At 71.6% G+C, this 18808-nt stretch carries 16 protein-coding genes; 6 read left to right on the top strand and 10 right to left on the bottom strand.

The features are described 5' to 3' along the window. Positions 1 to 23 precede the first annotated feature (23 nt). The gene (locus tag ABZ434_RS07685; protein ID WP_359132874.1) at positions 24 to 800 is read left to right on the top strand and encodes a maleylpyruvate isomerase family mycothiol-dependent enzyme; all 777 of its coding nucleotides are present in this window, start codon (positions 24 to 26) and stop codon (positions 798 to 800) included. 91 nt (positions 801 to 891) lie between these two features. Beyond that, complete coding sequence (locus ABZ434_RS07690; protein ID WP_359132876.1) at positions 892 to 1929, top strand: PHP domain-containing protein; 1038 nt, start codon at positions 892 to 894, stop codon at positions 1927 to 1929. Between the two features lie 44 nt (positions 1930 to 1973). On the opposite strand, the gene ABZ434_RS07695 is transcribed toward ABZ434_RS07690, so the two are convergent. Continuing rightward, positions 1974 to 2339: a nuclear transport factor 2 family protein gene (locus tag ABZ434_RS07695; RefSeq protein WP_359132878.1), complete on the bottom strand. Its 366-nt coding sequence runs from the start codon at positions 2337 to 2339 to the stop codon at positions 1974 to 1976. Positions 2340 to 2439: 100 nt separating this feature from the next. Between ABZ434_RS07695 and ABZ434_RS07700 the strand changes: the two genes are divergently transcribed. Then, positions 2440 to 3372: a LysR family transcriptional regulator gene (locus ABZ434_RS07700; RefSeq protein WP_359132879.1), complete on the top strand. Its 933-nt coding sequence runs from the start codon at positions 2440 to 2442 to the stop codon at positions 3370 to 3372. 60 nt (positions 3373 to 3432) lie between these two features. Here the strand turns inward: ABZ434_RS07700 and ABZ434_RS07705 are convergent, their stop codons facing one another. From ABZ434_RS07705 to ABZ434_RS07740, 8 genes are all read right to left on the bottom strand, one after another. Beyond that, the gene (locus ABZ434_RS07705; RefSeq protein WP_359132880.1) at positions 3433 to 4998 is read right to left on the bottom strand and encodes an MFS transporter; all 1566 of its coding nucleotides are present in this window, start codon (positions 4996 to 4998) and stop codon (positions 3433 to 3435) included. Positions 4999 to 5225: 227 nt separating this feature from the next. After that, complete coding sequence (locus ABZ434_RS07710; RefSeq protein ID WP_359132881.1) at positions 5226 to 6233, bottom strand: LLM class F420-dependent oxidoreductase; 1008 nt, start codon at positions 6231 to 6233, stop codon at positions 5226 to 5228. A 114-nt stretch (positions 6234 to 6347) separates the two neighbouring features. Continuing rightward, positions 6348 to 7124: a hypothetical protein gene (locus ABZ434_RS07715; protein WP_359132882.1), complete on the bottom strand. Its 777-nt coding sequence runs from the start codon at positions 7122 to 7124 to the stop codon at positions 6348 to 6350. A gap of 219 nt (positions 7125 to 7343) precedes the next feature. Further along, positions 7344 to 8282 (bottom strand): N-acetylmuramoyl-L-alanine amidase, encoded by a 939-nt coding sequence (locus ABZ434_RS07720; RefSeq protein WP_359132883.1) that lies wholly within the window; start codon positions 8280 to 8282, stop codon positions 7344 to 7346. 41 nt (positions 8283 to 8323) lie between these two features. Beyond that, the gene (locus ABZ434_RS07725) at positions 8324 to 8968 is read right to left on the bottom strand and encodes a class I SAM-dependent methyltransferase (protein WP_359132884.1); all 645 of its coding nucleotides are present in this window, start codon (positions 8966 to 8968) and stop codon (positions 8324 to 8326) included. Between the two features lie 99 nt (positions 8969 to 9067). Then, positions 9068 to 10396 carry a M20/M25/M40 family metallo-hydrolase gene (locus ABZ434_RS07730; RefSeq protein WP_359132885.1) on the bottom strand — a complete coding sequence of 443 codons (1329 nt, stop codon included), beginning with the start codon at positions 10394 to 10396 and terminating at the stop codon, positions 9068 to 9070. After that, positions 10393 to 11790, bottom strand: coding sequence for a cytosine permease (locus tag ABZ434_RS07735; protein ID WP_359132886.1), 1398 nt, complete (start codon positions 11788 to 11790; stop codon positions 10393 to 10395). The genes ABZ434_RS07730 and ABZ434_RS07735 overlap by 4 nt, the downstream gene beginning before the upstream one ends. After that, positions 11790 to 12743, bottom strand: coding sequence for a DUF1177 domain-containing protein (locus tag ABZ434_RS07740; protein ID WP_359132887.1), 954 nt, complete (start codon positions 12741 to 12743; stop codon positions 11790 to 11792). The genes ABZ434_RS07735 and ABZ434_RS07740 overlap by 1 nt, the downstream gene beginning before the upstream one ends. 243 nt (positions 12744 to 12986) lie before the next feature. On the opposite strand from ABZ434_RS07740, the gene ABZ434_RS07745 reads away from it, so the two are divergent. Next, positions 12987 to 13814, top strand: a complete 828-nt coding sequence (locus tag ABZ434_RS07745; RefSeq protein ID WP_359132888.1) for an IclR family transcriptional regulator — start codon at positions 12987 to 12989, stop codon at positions 13812 to 13814. 62 nt (positions 13815 to 13876) lie between these two features. Next, positions 13877 to 14605, top strand: a complete 729-nt coding sequence (gene pepE / locus ABZ434_RS07750) for a dipeptidase PepE (protein WP_359132890.1) — start codon at positions 13877 to 13879, stop codon at positions 14603 to 14605. On the opposite strand, the gene ABZ434_RS07755 is transcribed toward pepE, so the two are convergent. Next, a complete protein-coding gene (locus ABZ434_RS07755) occupies positions 14568 to 16379 on the bottom strand; it encodes an MFS transporter (RefSeq protein WP_359132891.1) in 1812 nt (603 codons plus the stop codon). The genes pepE and ABZ434_RS07755 overlap by 38 nt on opposite strands. 249 nt (positions 16380 to 16628) lie before the next feature. Here ABZ434_RS07755 and ABZ434_RS07760 point away from each other — a divergent pair, with 249 nt between their 5' ends. Beyond that, positions 16629 to 18803, top strand: a complete 2175-nt coding sequence (locus ABZ434_RS07760) for an acyl-CoA dehydrogenase (protein WP_359132892.1) — start codon at positions 16629 to 16631, stop codon at positions 18801 to 18803. The last annotated feature ends 5 nt before the right edge of the window (positions 18804 to 18808 follow it).

The raw sequence follows: 18808 nt of genomic DNA on the forward strand, positions 1-18808 counted from the left end.
GACGGCCGCACTAGAGTGCGCGCATGACCCCCATCGCGCATGAGCGCTACTGCGACGAGATCGTCCTGCTGACCGACGAGTTGAGGTCGGCGATCAACGGCGCGGACCTCGACGCGACCGTCCCGACCTGCCCGGAGTGGACGCTGCGGGACCTCGCCGTCCATGTCGGGGGCGCCCACCGATGGGCCGGTGAGATCATCCGTACCCGCGCCACCGAGGAGCTCCCGGACGAGCAGGTGCCGGCGTTCACACCCGACGGCGACGACCCCGCCGTGCTCGACGCCTGGCTGGCGGACGGGGCGGCCGGGACCGCCGCGGCGCTGCGGGAGGCGGGCCCGGCGGCGGAGGTCTGGTCGTGGTACCGGGACTGCAACGCGGGCTTCTGGGCGCGGCGGATGGCGCTGGAGACGGTCGTCCACCTGGCGGACGCGGCCCTGGCCGCGAAGGTTCCGTACACGATGGCGCCCGGCCTGGCCGCGGACACGATCGACGAGTGGCTGGAGATCGTCTCCTTCGCCCAGGCCGAGGGTGATCCCGAGGCCGCGGAGCTGCGCGGGGAGGGTCGCTCCATCCACCTGCACGCCACCGACGTACCGGATGCCGAGTGGCTCATCGAGTTCGGCGAGGACGGCTTCACGTGGCGCCGCGCGCACGGGAAGGCGACCGTGGCGCTGCGGGGGCCGCTCACCGAACTGATGCTGGTCTTCAACCGCCGCCTGGCTCCCGACAGCGACCGGGTCGAGCTGCTGGGTGACGCGGAGCTGCTGGACTTCTGGCTGGCCCGGTCCTCCTTCGGCTGAGCCGCGGCGGAGCGGCGCGGCCGGTGTGCGGGCCGGGCGGGGCTGGGCCAAGCTGGAGGGGACGCCCGTCCCGTCCTGCCAGGAGGTGCCGATGGACCCGGTCCGGGCCCTGGAGCGGATCGCCTTCCTGCTGGAGCGCGGCAGAGCCGAGACGTACCGCGTCCAGGCCTTCCGCACCGCCGCCCGCACGGTGGCGGGCATGGCCGACGGCGAGGCCGTGGAGCGGGTGACGAACGGCTCCCTGGAACGGGTCAAGGGCATCGGCCCCCGTACCGCTCAGGTGATCCGCGAAGCGGTCGCCGGGCAGACGCCCGCCTATCTGGAGCGGCTGGAGGCGGAGGCCGCGCAGAACGGCCCGCTCGCCGAGGGCGGTGAGCGGCTGCACGGCCTGCTGCGGGGCGACTGCCATCTGCACTCCGACTGGTCGGACGGCGGCAGCCCGATCGAGGAGATGGGCCGGACGGCGGCGGAGCTCGGCCACGACTGGGCAGTGCTCACCGACCACTCGCCGCGGCTGACGGTCGCCAACGGGCTGTCCCCCGAGCGGTTGCGCAAGCAGCTCGACGAGGTGGCCGAACTCAACGAGCGCTGGGCGCCGTTCCGGCTGCTGACCGGCATCGAGTGCGACATCCATCTCGACGGCTCCCTCGACCAGGAGGAGGAGCTGCTGGAACGCCTCGACGTCGTGGTGGTGTCCGTCCACTCCAAGCTGCGGATGGACCCCGGCCCGATGACCCGGCGGCTGGTCGCCGCCGTCAGCCACCCGCAGGCGAACATCCTCGGTCACTGCACCGGGCGCCTGGTCACCGGCCGGGGCCGGCCCGAGTCACGCTTCGACGCGGACGAGGTCTTCGCCGCCTGCGCCGAGGCGGGCACGGCGGTGGAGATCAACAGCAGGCCCGAGCGGCTCGACCCGCCCAGGCGGCTGCTGCGCCGAGCCGTGGACGCGGGCACGCTGTTCGCCGTCGACACCGACGCGCACGCGCCCGGACAGCTCGACTGGCAGATCTACGGCTGCGCCCGCGCCGAGGAGTGCGGCGTCCCGGCGGAGCGCGTCGTCACGACGTGGACGGCGGACGAGCTGCTGGGCTGGACGCGCGAGGGCGCGGTTGCGAACCGCACGGGCTGAGGCCCGCGCTCCCCGTGGCCGCGCACGGGCGGCCACCGGAGCGGTCAGCTGCCCGGCGGGCGGAACTCCGGCTGGTCGATCATGCGTTGCCAGCTTCCGTCGGCCTGGCGCCGGACCACCTGGGCCCGGGCGCCCGAGCCGTCCTTCGGCGGTGTGGCGGTCAGGGCGATGTCACCGCAGACGAGCGTCGGGAGCGGCTCCTCCGCCTCGAAGTGGGGAGCGTGGGCGAGCACCTTCTCCCACAGTTCACGAATGGCTTCGCGCCCCACCGTGGTGCTGCCGGGCGGGTAGGCCATCACCGCCCCCTCCTCGTACAGCGCGGCGAGACCGGCGGCGTCCCCGGCATTGGCACGCTCCACGAAGAGGCGGGTGAGGTCCTCGGGGGCCAGGGCCTTCTCGTACTCGGGCACAACGTTCCTTCCGTGCGGGCGAATTCGGCACCACCATGGTCCAACGCTCTACGGACAGAAGTCCAATCAATCGCTCCGATTGGCTCTATAATCAGAAGTTATGGAACTCAGGCAGCTGAAGTACTTTCTGGCCGTGGCGGAGGAAGCCAACTTCACCCGGGCCGCCGAGCGCGTGCACATCAGCCAGCCAGGGATCAGTGCGCAGATCCGCCAACTGGAGAACGACCTCGGCGCGACCCTCATCGACCGGTCGGGCCGCAGCGCCGCACTGACCGCGGTGGGGGAGGTGGCCTTCGAGCACGCGCGTGCTGTCCTCGCCGCCGCGGAGGCGCTCCGGCACGCGCTGGACGAGATGAACGGGCTGGTACGGGGCCGGCTGGTGGTCGGCATGGTGACGGCGTGCACGGTCACCCCGCTCTTCGAAGCGCTGTCGGGTTTCCACCGGGCCCATCCCGGCGTGGAGATCAGTCTCGTCGAGGGCGATTCCGCCGCGCTGGTGGAGGACGTCCGCGAGGGGACCGTCGACCTCGCACTGGTCGGCACGGCCGGCCCGGCCCCGGCGGACCTGGACGGACAGCAGGTGATCAGCGAGGCGATCGTCGCGGCGGTCCCGCCCGGCCACCCGCTCGCCGGGGAGGACGGCGTCACGCTCGCCGAGCTGAGCGTCCATCCCGTCATCTGCCTCCCCCGGGGCACCGGCATCCGTGCCGTACTGGACCAGGCCTCGGCCGCGCGCGGCCTCACGCCCACCGTGGCTCTGCAGGCCGCCGCGCCGGGTGCGGTGGTCCAACTGGCGGAGCGGGGCCTGGGCGTGGCGGTCCTGTCCGCGTCCATGCTCACGCAGCACCCGCGGTTGCGTACCGTACCCATCATCGACGCCGACATCGCGGCGGTACTCAGTCTGGTCTCCGCGCCCACCAGGAGTCCGGCCCTGCGCGAACTGCTCGTGCACTGCCGGGAGTCCTTCGGGGCACCGGCCCACAAGGCGCCGGCCCCGGCCGGCCGGGGCGCCGCAGGCCAGGTGGGGCCGTAGCCTCCGGTCACCTGCGGCGCCGCCAGGAGCCGACGGCCCCGACTCCCCGACCCGTCGAGGTCAGCCCTCCGCAGCCACCGCAGAGGTGCCGGGGGCCTCGGCGGCGGGCGCCTGCGGTTGCCGCGCGGCCTCGAAGTCGGATGCCCGGATCAGCACCAGCGACAGCAGACCGCCCACGAACGCGAGACCCGCCGAGAGGGTGAGCAGGGTGTTCAGGCCGTCGACGTACCCCTCCACGGCGAGCCGCTCCACGGTCTGCCGCTGCGCCTCGGGCACCAGCGCCGCCGCCTGGTCGATCTCGCCTCCCCGCACGAGGGCGGCGAGCCGGTCGGTGCGGTCGCCCACGCCGGGGACGCCCGCCAGCCCGTCACGAAGACGGTCACCGATGATCACCGCGAAGGTGGAGCCGAGGACGGCGACACCGGCGCTCACACCGAGCTGGCGGAAGGTGCCGTTGACACCCGAGGCCATACCGGAACGGGAGAAGTCCACGACGCCCACGGCCGTCGAGGCGAGCGGCGGGTTCACCAGGCCGGCGCCGATGCCGCCGAGCACCAGACCGGGCAGGAAGTGCTCCCAGCCGCTGTCCGCGTCGACCCCGCCCATGAGCAGCAGGCCGGCGCCGACGAGGAGCAGCCCGGCACCGATCAGGATGCGCGCCGGGATCCTGGTGCTCACACGGCCTGCCACCAGTGAGGCCACCAGCATCGACAGCGAGGCGGCCAGCAGCCGGACACCGGTCTCCAAGGACGAGTACTGGAGCACCTCCTGGAAGTAGATGGCCAGGAAGAGGAACATCGCGAACAGCGAACCGTTCATCGCGAACGCCGCGACGGACCCGCCGACGAAGGTCGGGATGCGGAACAGCCTCAGCTCGAACATCGGCTGCTCCACCCGTGCTTCGACGCCGAGGAAGGCCGACAGCAGTACACCCCCGACGACGAGGTACGTCACTGCGCCGGTATCGCCCCAGCCGTCCTCACCCGCGCGGATCAGCCCGTAGACGAGGGTGGTCAGCCCGGAGGTCAGCAGCACGAAGCCGGGCAGGTCCAGCCGGCGGGCGAACGGCGACCTGGCCTCGTCCACCCGCAGCACGACGATCAGCGCGACCAGGATGCCGAGCGGCACGTTGACCAGGAAGATGCCCCGCCAGCTGATCCCACTGGAGATCAGCCCCCCGGCCACCGGGCCGATCGCGGAGGCGAGACCGGTGACCATGCCCCAGACACCGAACGCCGTGCCGCGTTCCTTGCCCTGGAAGCTGCCCGCGAGCAGCGCGAGGCCGGTCGCGAACATGACGGAGCCGCCGACGCCCTGAAGGACCCGGGCCAGTACCAGCGTCAGCGGTGACTGCGCCAGACCGCACAGGAGCGAGGCGAACGTGAAGAGGATGACGCCGGTCGAGTAGAGGCGCTTGCGGCCGAACCGGTCCGCGAGGGTTCCGCCGGTCAGCAGCAGGGCCGCCAGCGCCAGCGCGTATCCGTCGACCACCCACTGGAGATCGGCGAAGCCGGCGTGCAGGTCGGCCTGCACGTCGGGGAGCACGACGTAGACGATGGTGGTGTCCAGCAGGAGCATGAACGTCCCGCCGCACACCGCCAACAGCGTCCACCATTTCTTCGGCATCTTCGTTCCTTCTGGTTGTCGAGCGGCGCGGCCGGTGCCGGGAAGCGCTGCCCCGGGCCGTCCGTCGGCGGACCGATGCGGAGGCACCGTTCTCGGTGACACCGTCGTCCGCTGTTCATGCTCGTGAGGGCTGAACCAGAAGTCCAAGACCTAGTTTCTTGGCAGTTCCCAACTTTTGCTTATGGCTCGCCGCCCCGTCGTCCGGAGCGCCGCCGGCCGCCCGTCCGTCAGGTGAGCTCCGCCAGCACCCGCAGGGTGTACGGGTCCGGCGCGGTCACCAGCAGGTCGGTCACCGGGCCCTTGCGCCACAACTCGAGCCGTTCCGCGATCCGTTGCCTCGGCCCGACGAGCGAGATCTCGTCGGCGAACGCATCCGGCACGGCCAGTACGGCCTCCTCCTTGCGCCCCTCCAGGAAGAGCCGCTGGATGTGCCGCGCCTCCTCCTCGAACCCCATCCGCGCCATCAGGTCCGCGTGGAAGTTGCGGGCCGCGGCGCCCATGCCGCCGATGTAGAAGCCGAGCATCGCCTTCACCGGCAGCAGTCCTTCCGCGACATCGTCACAGACGTGCGCCCGGGCCATCGGAGCGATCATGAACCCTTCGGGGAGGCCGCTCAGCGAGGCCTCGTACACATCCGTGCGCAGCGGCGACCAGTACAGCGGCAGCCAGCCGTCCGCGATCCGGGTGGTCTGGGCGATGTTCTTCGGCCCCTCAGCACCCAGCAGGACCGGAAGGCCGGCGCGCAGCGGATGCGTGATCGGCTTCAGCGGCTTGCCCAGGCCGGTGGCGTCCGGGCCGTTGTACGGATGCGCGTGGAACCGTCCGTCCAGGGCGACGGGTGCCTCACGGCGGAGCACCTGACGCACCACGTCCACGTACTCACGGGTCGCGGTGAGCGGACTCCTCGGAAAGGGGCGGCCGTACCAGCCCTCCACGACCTGCGGTCCGGACAGCCCGAGGCCGAGCATCATCCGGCCGCCGGAGAGATGGTCCAGGGTCAGGGCGTGCATCGCGGTCGCGGTCGGGGTGCGGGCAGCCATCTGGGCGATGGCGGTGCCCAGCCGGATGCGGGAGGTGTGGGCGGCGATCCACGTCAGCGGGGTGAAGGCGTCCGAACCCCAGGCCTCCGCCGTCCATACCGACGCGTAGCCCAGGTCCTCCGCCTCGCGGGCGAGGTCCAGATGGGCCGGGTTCGGGCCGCGGCCCCAGTAGCCGAGAGCGAGTCCGAGCCGCATTCCGCTGCCTCCCCATATTTCTGACGATGCATCAGGTATGGCCGGAGGGTACGACAGCGGCCCCCCGCCCGGAAGGGGCGGGGGGCCGCTGTCGGCCGTGCGTGTGCTGTGGTGTCAGCCGCGCTGGATGCCCGTGGTGTCCTGGAGGACACCACGACGGCCGTCCTGCGTCTGGGCGATGAGGCCCGGACCGCGCTGCTCGATCGCGAGGTACCAGGTGCCCGGCGCCAGTTCGGCGATCGGGGACGGGGAACCGTCCTCGCCGTACAGCGGACGGGCCACCGGCACCGCGAACCAGAACGGGGTGAAGTCACCGGCGGGAGCCGCCTGCTGGGCGGGGGCCTGAGCCTGCTGCGGCTCGGGCTGGCCGGGCTGCGGCTGACCGCCGAACGCCGGCGCCTGGCCCTGCGGCTGCCCACCGTAGGGCGGCTGCTGCGCACCCGGGTAGCCATAGCCCTGGCCCGGCTGGCCACCGTACGGCGGCTGCACGGCCTGCGGCTTCGGAGCACCCGCCAGCGGGGCCTTGAGGGCCGGGACCAGCGGTGAGGCGACCGCGCCCGCGGCCAGTGCCAGGGAGGCGATCAGGCCGAGGATCAGGCCGGCGCCGGCGTCGATCTGGCCGAGGTCGATGATCGTCCAGAAGAGGCTCCACGCGGTGAACACCGTGGCGGCGACACCGAACTGGGCGAGATCGAGACCGGCGACCTTGCGCGGCTGGGGCTGCGAACGGGACAGCACGATCAGTGCTGCACCGATCACCCCGACCATGTAGACGCCGATCGCGTTGCCCAGGGAGTCCCAGGAGTTGGGCGCGTCGACGCTGGTGCTTCCGTAGTCGAAGTAGTCGAGGAAAGAGGCGATGAACAGCACGACCGCTGCTCCGATCACCACGCCATCGCCTCGAGTGAGGGAGCGGATATTCACGTGAAGGTCCTTAGTCGGTCGTCTCGTCGGGGCGGTCGTCGCTGCCACCGGTACGGCGGGTACGGCGCGAAGCTCGGGAGCGGCCCCCCATCGTACGGATGAATCTATCGTCTGCCCGGGCGGGTTGGGTCCCTGCCCGGTCCTTGAGCGGGCATCCTCCCGAATTCAACGCAGAACCACCTCTTACTACCCCTTGAGGTAGCTGCTGATGCCGTCCGCGATGCCCTGGGCCGCCTTCTGGCGCCAGCCCGCGCTGGTGAGCAGGGCGGCATCCTTCGGATCACGCATATTGCCGCATTCGATGAACACTTTGGGCACGGTCGACAAATTCAGTCCGCCGAGATCGTCGCGGGTGTCCAAACCGGTATTGCCGCCGATGTAATTGGAAGGCGCACTTCCGGTGGCGCGTACGAAGAGGCCGGCGATCCGGGTGCCCAGATCGCGCGAGGGGCCCACGATCTTCGAGGTGTCCGCGCCGCCCCCGCGCACCGGTGCGGGAAGAATCACATGGAAGCCGCGGTTCCCGGCCGCCGAACCGTCCGCGTGGACCGAGACGACCGCGTCCGCCCCGGCCTTGTTGCCGATCCGGGCCCGCTCGTCGACACAGGGCCCGAACGCCCGGTCGCCGTCGTACGTCAGGACCACCTTCGCGCCCTGCGCCTGGAGCAGCGCCCGCAGCCGGTGCGAGACATCGAGCGTGAACCGGGCCTCCGCGTAACCGGAGTTGGTGGAGGTACCGGTGGTGTCGCACTCCTTGTGCGTCGTACCGATGTCCACCTGTCGGTTGATCTCGGCGGTGTGCAGATGGTTGTCCGGATTGTGGCCCGGGTCGATGACGACCGTTTTTCCGGACAGCGGCCCGGAGACGGTCGGAGGCGTGGACGGCGAGGGGGAGGCGGGCTTCTTCGTCGGGGACGGGCTCGCACGCACCGGTGACGGGGTCGCCGGGGAGGCCGGGGTGGACGAGGCGGCCGACGGGTCCGCGTCGCCGCCCTTCCCCGGCCGGGCCTGTGCGGCACCGCCGCCACCGCAGCCGGCGACGCCCAGACACAGCAGGGTCAGACCCGCGGCGGCGGACAGGGCGGGGCGGCGGCGGGTGGAGGGAACACTCTCGTAGGGACGCACCCGGCGATGCTATCCGGGAGCCCGCGCGGTGTCCGGAGTGCTCAGATCCCCGTCCCGGTACGCCGCAGCACCCGCAGTGAATCCGTGACGGAGATCTCGGTGAACGCCCCCGACGCCAGCGCCCTCAGATACACCCGGTACGGGGCCTGGCCGCCGTGCGCGGGGTCCGGGAACACGTCGTGGATCACCAGCAGCCCGCCCTCCGCGACGTGCGGGGCCCAGCCCTCGTAGTCGCCGTTCGCGTGCTCGTCGGTGTGACCGCCGTCGATGAAGACGAGGCCGAGAAGGCCGCCCCATACGGCCGCCACCTGCGGGGACCTCCCCACGAGCGCCACCACGTGCTCCTCCAGTCCGGCGGCGTGCAGCGTCCGGCGGAACGTGGGCAGCGTGTCCATCCGGCCCACCTCGGGGTCCACCACCGTGGGGTCGTGGTACTCCCAGCCGGGCTGCTGTTCCTCGCTGCCCCGGTGGTGGTCGACGGTGAGAGCCGTCACGCCCGCCGCCCGCGCCGCGTCGGCGAGCAGGATGGTGGAGCGCCCGCAGTACGTGCCCACCTCCAGCAGCGGCAGACCGAGCGCGGCCGCCTCGGCGGCGGCGGCGTACAGCGCGAGTCCCTCGACCACCGGCATGAAGCCCTTGGCGGCCTGGAACGCGGCGAGAATCTCCGGCTTGGGCTCGGCGGCCACGGGTTCCTCCTGGTGGGGCGGGGTGTTTCGACGGCGCCCCATCGTGCCGCACACCCCCGCGGACGTGGTCGGCGGGGGTGTGCGGGTACGAGGGACGGTTCAGCAGCTCTGCCAGAGGCGGGTCATGACGCGGACACCGAAGCGCAGTCCCTCCAGGGGGACGCGCTCGTCCACGCCGTGGAAGAGCCGGCCGTAGTCCAGGTCGTGCGGGAGCTTGAGGCCCTTGAAGCCGAAGCAGCGGATGCCCAGGTGGGTGAAGGCCTTTGCGTCCGTACCGCCGGGGTTGCAGTACGGCACGGGGTGGCCGTCCGGGTCCTCGGCGCGCACCGCGTCGCACATGGCGTCGACGAGCGGGCCGTCGAACGTGGTCTCCATCGCGATGTCGTGGTTCACCCACTCGCGGCTGACCGAAGGGAGCAGCAGCCTGTCGATCGTGTCGATCAGCTCCTGCTCGTGGCCGGGCAGGAAGCGGCCGTCGACACGCGCGGTGGCCTTTCCCGGGATCACGTTGGTCTGGTAGCCCGCGTCGAACATGGTCGGGTTCGCCGAGTTGCGGAGCACCACCTGCATGAAGTCGGAGACGGGCCCGAGCCTCGCGAGGCTGCCCTCGATGTCGTTCTCGTCGAATGCGACGCCGTAGAGCCGGGCGGCCTCCTCGAGCAGCGCGCGGACCGGTTCGATCAGCCGGACCGGGAAGGTCTCGCGGCCGATCCGGGCCAGCGATTCGGCGAGGTCGGTGACCGCGTTCTCGTCGTTGGGGGACGAGCCGTGGCCGGCCCGGCCCGTCGCGGTGAGCTCCATCCAGGCCATACCGCGCTGGGCGTTCTCGATCGGATAGAGGCGCCGCGTGTCGTCGAGGGCGAAGGAGAACCCGCCGCCCTCGCCGATCGCCTCGGTGACCCCGGCGAACAGCTCCGGGCGGTGCTCGACGAGCCAGTGGGCGCCGAATCGGCCGCCCGCCTCCTCGTCGGCGAGGAAGGCGAGGACCAGGTCGCGCGAGGGCCGGGTGCCGGTGCGGGCGAAGTGGCGGGCGGTGGCCAGCATGACGGCCACCGTGTCCTTCATGTCGATCGCCCCGCGGCCCCAGAGGTAGCCGTCCCGGATCTCGCCGGAGAACGGCGGCACCTGCCACTCGGAGGCGTCGGCGGGGACCACGTCCAGATGGCCGTGGACCAGCAGGGCGCCGCGCTCCGGATCGCGGCCCGCGATCCGGGCGATGACGCTGGCCCGGCCCGGGGCGGACTCGATGAGCTCGGACGCGATGCCCACTTCGGCGAGGCGGCCCGCGACCCACTCGGCGCTCGCGCGCTCGTTGCTCGTGGGGTTGGAGGTGTCGAAACGGATCAGTTCGGCGCAGAGGTCGACGACCTCGGCCTGGGCCTCGTCGGAGGCCGGGACCAGGGCGGCGGGGCCGGGGGTGGTGCTCATGCTGCTCCCACGGAGGTGGTGGCGGGGGCGGCGGGGGCCGCGTTGTCTTCGGAGCCCTCGTCGTCGAGGGTGGAGGTGCCGTACGGCCTCACCCAGCCCAGCAGGCCGAGGACGCTGTACAGGACGAATGCGGTGGCCAGCGAGTTCAGGGCCGGGATGCCGCCGTCGTAGAACTTGCCGACGCAGAAGGCCGCGATCCAGATGGCGATCGACATCGGGACCCAGGTCGGCGAGGACTTCGGCAGCGTCTCGGACTCCCGGGTGTCGTCCAGCGGCTTGCGCATCTTCTTCACGACCCAGTACTCGGCCACGATGATGCCGCCGATCGGCGGGATGGCGACGCCGAGGATCGTGAGGAACTCGGTGAAGTGGGTCATGATCCCGACCGCGGACAGGAGGGTGCCCGCGATGCCGAGGACGATCGTGACGGCGCCGCGGTGGACGCGCTTGCCGAAGACGACCTGGAAGAAGTTGACGACGCCGAGCGAGGATCCGTACAGGTTCCAGTCGTTGATCTTGGCGGTGGACATCAGGACCACGATCACGCCGAAGGCGCCGGAGGTGGAGAGGACGATGTGCGAGACCTCGTTGCTCTTCACCAGATGGCCGAGGAGCACGCCGGTCAGTCCGACGATGTACTCGGAGAGGATCATCGAGGACGCGCTCTGCAGGAAGACGTGCGAGCCCTTCCTGTTGTAGCGGGTCATCTCCGGGGAGACGATCGCGCCCGTCATGTAGCCGCCCGCGATCGCGGTGGCGGCGACGGCCAGCGGGATCGTTTCGCCGGGCGGCGGCGAGTGGATCAGGTCGCTGAACGAGTGGTCGTCGAGCGTGGTGACGACGGACCAGGCGACCATCGCGAAGAACAGCGGGGTGACGATCTTCGCGAAGTTCGCCATGTACTTGAAGCCGAAGATCACCAGGGCGGTGATGGCGATCCCGGCGAACACGCACCACATCCAGGACGGCCCGCCGACCAGCGCCGAGACGCTGTTGCCGAAGATCGTGTTCTGGACGCCGAACCAGCCGACGAGGCTGACCGCGATGACGAAGCTGACCAGCGCGGAGCCGTTGCGGCCGAAGCCCACCCAGCGGGTCAGCATCGGGGTCGCGAGACCCTCACGCATGCCGGCCAGGCCGATCGCGAAGATCACGATCTCCAGGATCACCGCGCCGAGCGTGAAGGCGAGGAAGGCGTCGCCGAAGGTCATGCCGACGCCGATGGTGGCACCCAGCGTGAACTGCGAGATCGAACCGGACTGGGCCAGCCACTGGAGCAGCATGGACCAGAACCCGAACCGCTTGTCGCGCGGGACGCGCGAGAGCGAGTAGTCGTCGCTGCCGATGCTCCTGGCCTCGTGGACCACGGCGTCGGCCTGGGGGGCGGCTGCCATCAGGACTCCTGGGGTGTGCGGCCGAAGGTCTGCAGGTGTGCCAGCGACCCGTAGCGGTTGACGAGGTTGTCGAACTCCACCGCGTCGTGGAAGTCCAGGTGGCCGCCGCCGTAGGCCTTGGCGACCTCCACGGCGTAGCGGGCGGCCGACGCGATGTCGATCTCGTGACTCGCGCCGGTACCGCAGCCCGGCACCGCGGCGGCCGAGGTGATGGCCAGGCCGACGACGGGGGCGGCCGTCGCGGTGGCGGGCTGGAGGATCGAATTGATGTGGTGTGCACCGTTACCGTACGGCGTGATGTCCTGTGTGGTCACGGGATACGTGGCCAAGGGCTCACCGGTCACCACGGCCAGGAGCTCGCCCAGCTGCTCGCTGACCCGGAGCACCCAGCCCTCCTTGACGGTGGGCGACAGGGCCAGACCCTTGTGGTTGATGATCCGGTTGCCCTTGGTGGTGTCGATGGAGAGCACGGCCTCCATCTCGCCGGTCACCTCGTGCCGGTTCATGGTGGCGATGTCCACGGGCGAGCCCATGAACGGCACCGGGTCGTGCGGCTCGGTCGGCGCGTTCGGGCAGATGTGGGTGGCGACGATCACATCGCCGGGCAGCACATCGCCGCGGCGGCGCATGTCGAGCAGTTTGGCGGCGGTGGCGACGGCCGAGGCGGCGCCGTCGGCGTCGGAGACCATGCCGGTCACCTCGGGCCGGGCGCCGATGCCGCCGAGCCGGCCGACGACGCCGAGCGTACGGGCGTCGCCCCCGGCCGTACGGCCCCGGGAGCCGGGGATGCGGACCGTCACGAAGTCCGTCGAGCCCTGCTCGCCGGCGACCGTGGTGACCTGTGCGGACGAGCCCTCGGCCCCAGCCACGGAGTCGAGGTACTCGACGACCGTCTTGCCGTTGGCCTGGGGATCGTCCAGAAGACCGACGACGTCCAGTACGTACTTCAACATGGGGGGCCTTTCTCGCGCATCCGTCACACCCGTCCGGCGCCCGGCAGGGAGTGGGACGCCGGACGGGGTGCTGAGAGCAGATTCGGGATCGGATAGCGTTGAGCGCAACTGTTTCCCGTTATTTGCAACTCGGGAGGTCTGTGTATGGGGGTGGGTGAAGGAGCGGGGCTGGGTGCGTGCCCAGCCCCGCGACGCCGCCCCCCGTACGCAGACCCACCCCAGGGTCTGAAGGGTGAGATCGCGATGTCGGACTTCGATCTGGACCGGCGCACCCCCGCCGGAGCCCTGCAAACCGTCGACCGGGCGCTCCTCGTGCTGCTCGCGTTCGAGCGCACCAGACCCGACTGGGGCGTCACGGAAGTCGCCGAGGAGTTCGGCTGGGACACCTCGGTGGCTCAACGGCTGCTCGCCACCCTCGCGGGGCGCGGCTTCCTCGTCTCCGACCCGGCCACCCGCCGCTACCGCATCGGCCCCGCCGTGCTGCGCCTGGGCAGGCTCTGGGAGCGCTCCGGTTCGCTGGAACTGCTGGCCGGGCCGGTCCTGGAGGAGCTGCGCCGGGTCACCGGCGACACCGTGCTGTTCTGCCTGCCCGACAGCTTCCACATGCGGTGCGTGGCCGCCGAGGAGGGCGAGGCCGGGCCGCTGCGCTACTACCCGCTGGTCGGTGAGCTCTACCCGGCGCACGCCGGTGCGACCAGCAAGTCGTTCTACGCCTACCTGCCCGACGAGCAGCGCCACCGGCTCTTCCGGGGGCGCCCGATGGCCCGGTTCACCGACCGGACCGTCACCGATCCGGACCTGCTGGAGCAGGAGCTCCTGAAGGTCCGCGCCCAGGGGTACGCCTGGACGGTCGGCGAGTACGACACCGGCATCGCGACCGTCGCCGTACCGGTCTTCCTCGGGCGCGAACCGTACGGAAGCCTCAGCCTGGGCGGCGCGAAGGAGCGGTTCGAGGGAGCGCCGGAGAACCGTCTCGACGCACTGCGGCAGGCCGCCGGACTGCTGGAGAAGCGCCTCACCCACCCGCCACAGCGCCCGAAGCCCAAGGCCCGCCGCACCCGTACGTCCTGACAGGGGCGGTGCCCGGCCACACCCGCACGACCTGATCCGTAGAGAACCCCAAGAGGAACCCCGTGAATCTGCTCCTGCTCTCCAACTCCACCCAGCACGGCTGCGGTTACCTGGAACACGCCCTCGACACGGTCGCCGGCTTCCTGCCCTCCGGCGCCCGGCTGGCCTTCGTGCCCTACGCGCTCGCCGACTACGCCACGTACACCGCTCGCGTCCGGGACGCCCTGGAACCGGCCGGCATCAGCGTCCGCGGCGTCCACGAGAACGCCGACCCGGTCGCCGGACTCGCCGCGTCCGACGCCGTGTTCATCGGCGGGGGCAACTCCTTCCGGCTGCTGAGCGCGCTCTACCGGACCGGGCTGCGGGACGCCGTCATCGAGGCGGTGCGCGAGGGGCTCCCGTACATGGGGGCCAGTGCGGGGACGAACATGGCGGCGCCCACCCTCCGTACGACCAACGACATGCCGATCGTGCAGCCGCCGTCCTTCGAGACGCTCGGCCTCGTGCCGTTCCAGATCAACCCGCACTACCTGGACCCGGACCCGGACAGCACCCACAAGGGCGAGACCCGTGAGGAGCGGCTCACCGAGTTCCTGGAGGAGAACGACGTCCCCGTGCTCGGTCTGCGCGAGGGCTCATGGCTGCGGGTGGACGGGCGCCGGGCCCGCGTCCAGGGCGCCCGCCCCGCCCGGCTGTTCACCCGCGGCGCGCAGCCGCAGGAACTGCCGGTGGGGACGGACGTCTCTCATCTGCTCACGACCGCGCCGCGGTTCGACGCGCCGGTGCGCTGACCGTCAGCACCAGATCGGTCTCGCTCCGCGGCCCGTCCGCCGGATACGACGCGGGGCGTGCCCGCGGTGCGTAACCGGCGGCCGACCCGGCCAGGACGAAGCTGCCGTGGCCGGGAGCGGCGAGCGCGTAGCGGCCCTCCGCGTCCGTCGTGGTGAGGCCGGCCTGCCGGCCGTGCCGGTCGATCAGGGTCACATTGGCGCCGGCCACCGGAGTGCCGTCCGCCTCCAGTACACGGCCGCGGAACGCGCCGGAGCCGAGATGAGGGTGCGGGACGGCGGGCAGCGGACGACCGGCCTCGCGTGCGGCGTCATCGGCCGCGCTGCTCGCCAGCAGCACCGGCGCGGCGGCCTTCCGCTGCGACGGCAGGAACGCCGCCAGGACGAGACCGACCAGCACCGCACCGGTCGCGATCATGAACGAGGTCCGGAAACCCTCCATGCTGGGCACCGCGACCGGCCCCATCTGCACCGAGGTGTTGGCCAGCACCATGCCGATCACCGCGCTCGACACCGAGGTGCCGATCGAGCGCATCAGTGTGTTCAGCCCGTTGGCCGCGCCCGTCTCCGAGGCGTCGACCGCATCGATGATCAGCGCGGGGAGCGAGGAGTACGCGAGTCCGATGCCCGCCCCGAGCAGCACCGCGATCACGATGGTCTGCCAGGCGGCGCTCATCAGGCCGAGCCCCGCGCCGTAACCGATCGCGATGACCAGCATGCCGAGCATCAGGGACACCTTGGGGCCGTACCGGGCGGAGATCCGGGCGTACAGCGGGGCGACGAACATCATCGTCAGGCCGAGCGGGGCCACGCACAGTCCGGCGACCACCATGGACTGGCCGAGCCCGTAACCCGTGGACGTCGGCAGCTGGAGCAGCTGCGGAAGGACCAGCGAGACGGCGTAGAAGGCGACCCCGACCATGATCGAGGCGAGGTTGGTGAGCAGCACCTCGCGCCGGGCCGTGGTCCGCAGGTCGACCAGCGGTGCGTCGCTCCGCAGCTCGAAGACGCCCCAGAGTACGAGGACCAGCAGGGCGGCGGCGAGCAGACCGAGCGTGGTGGCCGAGGTCCAGCCCCAGTCACTGCCCTTGGTGATCGGCAGCAGGAAGAGGACCAGACCGAGCGAGAGACCCAGCGCGCCCGTGACGTCGAACCGCCCGGGTGCGCGCAGTGAGGTCTCCGGCACCGCGAGCACGGTCAGCCCCATGGCGAGCACGCCGAGACCGGCCGAGCCGAAGAAGAGGGTGTGCCAGTCGGCGTGCTGGGCGACCAGCGCGGCGGCGGGGAGCGCGAGTCCGCCGCCCACCCCGATCGAGGAGCTCATCAGCGCCATCGCGGAGCCGAGCTTCTCGCGCGGCAGCTCGTCGCGCATGATGCCGATGCCCAGAGGGATGGCACCCATGGCGAAGCCCTGGAGCGCACGGCCCACGATCATGATCACGAGGTCGTCGGTGAACGCGCATATCAGCGAGCCGATCACCATCACGGCAAGGCTGACCAGAAGCATCTTCCGCTTGCCGTTGAGGTCTCCGAGCCGTCCCATGATCGGGGTGGAGACGGCTCCGGCGAGCAGGGTCGCCGTCATCACCCAGGTCGCGTTGGACGGGGCGGTGTCCAGAAGGGCGGGCAGGTCCTTGATGACGGGGACGAGCAGGGTCTGCATCACTGCGACGGTGATGCCCGCGAAGGCGAGTACGGGGACGATCCCGCGGCCCGCCTTCGATGTCCGTGGATCAGGAAGCTCCGCGGCGGGCTTCTCGTGCGTCGTCTGTGGCATGCGTGCGGCCTCCGGGCGGCAAGAAGAGGAGGGGTGGGGCGGGAGAGCGGTCCCTGCGGCGGACAGCGCTGACCGCCAAGTACGTGCAGGTTGAAACCTTCCGTACGTCCGCGGTATTCCGGTGAATAGGGAAAGAACAGGTCAAGGCGACCGGCGGGGTCCCAAGTGGGGGCTCGCCTGACCTTCCGTCAGATTGGAACGTGTTCTACTCTTGCGCCGTTCCAGTGGCTGCGACCGGCGAGGATCCGCATGGGCATCGGAATCACCGAAGAGCACAGGGAGCTCGCGCTGGCCGTGCGGGGATGGCTGGCACGTGCCGTACCGCCCGCGGAAATCCGCAAACTGCTCGACGCGGACGCCCCTGCCGCCCCCGCCGCACGCCCCGCGTACTGGGACGGCCTCGCGGAGCAGGGGCTGCTGGGCATCCATCTGCCCGAGGCGTACGGAGGCGGGGGCGGCGATCTCCTCGACCTGGCCGTCGTCCTCGAGGAGGCGGGCCGCGCCGCGCTGCCGGGCCCCTACCTCGGCAGCGCCCTCGCCTCGGCCGTCCTGCACGCCTCGGGAGCCGGTGAACTGGTGCTCGACCTGGCGGCCGGTACGCGCATCGGGGCCGTCGCGCTCGGCCCCGGCACCCTCACCGCCGTCGCGCACGAGGACGGCCATCTCCTGGACGGCGCACTGCCACCGGTGCTCTCCGGTGCCGAGGCCGACCTGCTCCTGTTTCCCGCCACCTCGTCCACCGGCACCCGCTGGTTCGCCGTCGACACCGCCACCGAGGGCCTCACCGTGCGCCCGCACCGGAGCGCCGACCCCACCCGGCCCACCGCGGCGGTCCGCGCCGACGGGGTCCTGGCCCCCGCCGCACGCGCGCTGCGCGCCGACTCGGCTCTCGTCCGCGACCTCGCCGCCGTCCTCCTCGCCGCCGAAGCCTGCGGCACCGCGGCCCGCTCGCTGGACACCGCCACCGAACACGCCAAGGTCCGCGAACAGTTCGGCCGCCCCATCGGACGGTTCCAGGGCGTCAAGCACCTGTGCGCCGACATGCTCGTACGCGTCGAACAGGCCCGCGCCCTGGTCTGGGACGCCGCCCGGGCGGCCGGCGCGCCGGCCGAGGTACGGGGCCTGACCGCCGCACTCGCCGCCGCGACCGCCCTGGACGCGGCGTACGGCTGCGCCAAGGACGCCATCCAGATCCTCGGCGGCATCGGCTTCACCTGGGAGCACGACGCCCACCTGTACCTGCGCCGCGCCCTGGTGGCACGGCAACTGCTGGGCGCCGGGGACGACCACCGGCAGCGGGCAGTCTGCCTGGCCGCAGGCGGTGCGCGCCGCGAACTCGCCCTGGAACTCCCCGCGCACGCGGCGGAGCACCGCTCGGCGGCCCGCGAGGCCGTCGCCGCCGCCCGCGGGCTCGACCCGAGAGCCGCCCGTCGCGCCCTCGCGCCCACCGGGTACGCGGCCCCGCACCTGCCGGAGCCGTACGGGCTCGGCGCCGGGCCCGTACAACAGCTGGCTGTCCAACAGGAGTTGCGCGAGCAGGGCGTGAAGCTGAGCGACCTCGGGATCGCCACCTGGGTGGTCCCCTCCCTCCTCGCGCACGGGACCGCCGAGCAGCAGGACCGCTACCTCCTGCCCACCCTGCGCGGCGAACTCCTGTGGTGCCAGCTGTTCTCCGAGCCCGGCGCCGGTTCCGACCTCGCCTCGCTGCGCACCCGCGCCGAACGGACCCCCGAGGGCTGGCGGATCAACGGCCAGAAGGTGTGGACGAGCGCCGCCCAGTGGGCCGACCACGGCATCCTGCTCGCCAGGACCGACCCGGACGCACCCAAGCACCAGGGGCTCGGCTACTTCCTCGTCGACATGAAGAACACCGAGGGCATCGACATCCGCCCCCTGAAGGAGATCACCGGCGACTCCCTCTTCAACGAGGTCTACTTCGACGACGTCCTGCTCCCCGCCGACGCCCTCGTCGGCGAGGCCGGCGGCGGCTGGCAGGTCGCCCGCAACACCCTGGGCAACGAACGCGTCCACATGGCCGACCAGGTGGCCTTCGACACCGGTCTGGAAGCCCTGATCGACCGCGCCGAAGGGCTCGACGGCGCCTGCCGGACCCGGATCGGGGCGCTGGCCGCCGAGGCCCACGCGCTGGCCTGCATCGGGCTGCGCACCACGCTCCAGCAGGTCTCCGGCCTGGAACCGGGCGCGGGAGCCTCCGTACGCAAGCTCGTCCAGACCGTCCACCAGCAGAAGGTCGCCGAACTAGCCCTCGAACTCCTCGGCCCGGACGGGGCGGTCTGCGAAGGTCCGGGGGAGCGGACGGTGCACGGCTTCCTGATGTCCCGCTGCCTCACCATCGCGGGCGGCACCACCCAGGTTCAGCTCAATGTCGTCGCCGAGCGCATCCTCGGCCTCCCTCGGGACTGAAGGAA

Origin of the sequence: Streptomyces sp. NPDC005761, from assembly GCF_040630635.1 — a bacterium.
In the GTDB taxonomy this organism is placed as follows: domain Bacteria; phylum Actinomycetota; class Actinomycetes; order Streptomycetales; family Streptomycetaceae; genus Streptomyces.